The organism is Staphylococcus sp. GW823-FHT05F06, assembly GCF_058795495.1.
In genome coordinates this window covers 1-2,345 of the sequence record NZ_JBXAHW010000035.1, presented here as the reverse complement: position 1 = coordinate 2,345, position 2,345 = coordinate 1, and the positions used below count along the sequence as shown (strand labels likewise).

The following is a 2,345-nucleotide window of genomic DNA, read 5'->3' as shown; positions in this document are numbered from 1 at the left end:
AAAAGACAATTTCTATATTATTTCAATAGAAATTGTCTTTTTTCACTTATCCAGATACTTTATGTCCCGAACTCTTACATTTAAAATTAAATACATGGGAGGTATAATATGGGCAAACGTAGACAAGGTCCTATTAATAAAAAAGTGGATTTTTTACCTAACAAATTAAACAAGTATTCTATAAGAAAATTCACTGTTGGTACGGCCTCAATATTACTTGGTTCGACACTTATTTTTGGAAGTAGTAGCCATGAAGCGAAAGCTGCAGAAGAAAAACAAGTTGATCCAATTACACAAGCTAATCAAAATGATAGTAGTGAAAGATCACTTGAAAACACAAATCAACCTACTGTAAACAATGAAGCACCACAGATGTCTTCTACATTGCAAGCAGAAGAAGGAAGCAATGCAGAAGCACCTCAATCTGAGCCAACGAAGGCAGAAGAAGGAGGCAATGCAGAAGCACCTCAATCTGAGCCAACGAAGGCAGAAGAAGGAGGCAATGCAGAAGCACCTCAATCTGAGCCAACGAAGGCAGAAGAAGGAAGCAACGTAAAAGCAGCTCAATCTGAGCCAACGAAGGCAGAAGAAGGAAGCAATGCAGAAGCACCTCAATCTGAGCCAACGAAGACAGAAGAAGGAAGCAACGCAAAAGCAGCTCAATCTGAGCCAACGAAGGCAGAAGAAGGAGGCAATGCAGAAGCAGCTCAATCTGAGCCAACGAAGACAGAAGAAGGAAGCAATGCAGAAGCACCGAATGTTCCAACTATCAAAGCTAATTCAGATAATGATACACAAACACAATTTTCAGAAGCCCCTACAAGAAATGACCTAGCTAGAAAAGAAGATATCCCTGCTGTTTCTAAAAACGAGGAATTACAATCATCACAACCAAACACTGACAGTAAAATAGAACCTACAACTTCAGAACCTGTGAATTTAAATTATAGTTCTCCGTTTATGTCCTTATTAAGCATGCCTGCTGATAGTTCATCCAATAACACTAAAAATACAATAGATATACCGCCAACTACGGTTAAAGGTAGAGATAATTACGATTTTTACGGTAGAGTAGATATCGAAAGTAATCCTACAGATTTAAATGCGACAAATTTAACGAGATATAATTATGGACAGCCACCTGGTACAACAACAGCTGGTGCAGTTCAATTTAAAAATCAAGTTAGTTTTGATAAAGATTTCGACTTTAACATTAGAGTAGCAAACAATCGTCAAAGTAATACAACTGGTGCAGATGGTTGGGGCTTTATGTTCAGCAAGAAAGATGGGGATGATTTCCTAAAAAACGGTGGTATCTTACGTGAAAAAGGTACACCTAGTGCAGCTGGTTTCAGAATTGATACAGGATATTATAATAACGATCCATTAGATAAAATACAGAAACAAGCTGGTCAAGGCTATAGAGGGTATGGGACATTTGTTAAAAATGACTCCCAAGGTAATACTTCTAAAGTAGGATCAGGTACTCCATCAACAGATTTTCTTAACTACGCAGATAATACTACTAATGATTTAGATGGTAAATTCCATGGTCAAAAATTAAATAATGTTAATTTGAAATATAATGCTTCAAATCAAACTTTTACAGCTACTTATGCTGGTAAAACTTGGACGGCTACGTTATCTGAATTAGGATTGAGTCCAACTGATAGTTACAATTTTTTAGTTACATCAAGTCAATATGGAAATGGTAATAGTGGTACATACGCAAGTGGCGTTATGAGAGCTGATTTAGATGGTGCAACATTGACATACACTCCTAAAGCAGTCGATGGAGATCCAATTATATCAACTAAGGAAATACCATTTAATAAGAAACGTGAATTTGATCCAAACTTAGCCCCAGGTACAGAAAAAGTAGTCCAAAAAGGTGAACCAGGAATTGAAACAACAACAACACCAACTTATGTCAATCCTAATACAGGAGAAAAAGTTGGCGAAGGTGAACCAACAGAAAAAATAACAAAACAACCAGTAGATGAAATCACAGAATATGGTGGCGAAGAAATCAAGCCAGGCCATAAGGATGAATTTGATCCAAATGCACCGAAAGGTAGTCAAACAACGCAACCAGGTAAGCCGGGGGTTAAAAATCCTGATACAGGCGAAGTAGTTACTCCACCTGTGGATGATGTGACAAAATATGGTCCAGTTGATGGAGATCCGATCACGTCAACGGAAGAAATTCCATTCGACAAGAAACGTGAATTCAATCCTGATTTAAAACCAGGTGAAGAGCGTGTTAAACAAAAAGGTGAACCAGGAACAAAAACAATTACAACACCAACAACTAAGAACCCATTAACAGGGGAAAAAGTTGGCGA

The 2,345-nt window shown here is 37.7% G+C and carries 1 pseudogene; it reads left to right on the top strand.

The features are described from left to right. Positions 1-108: 108 nt before the first annotated feature. Positions 109-2,345, top strand: a pseudogene (gene aap / locus AC1Q7N_RS11630) (accumulation-associated protein Aap); the annotation flags it as partial.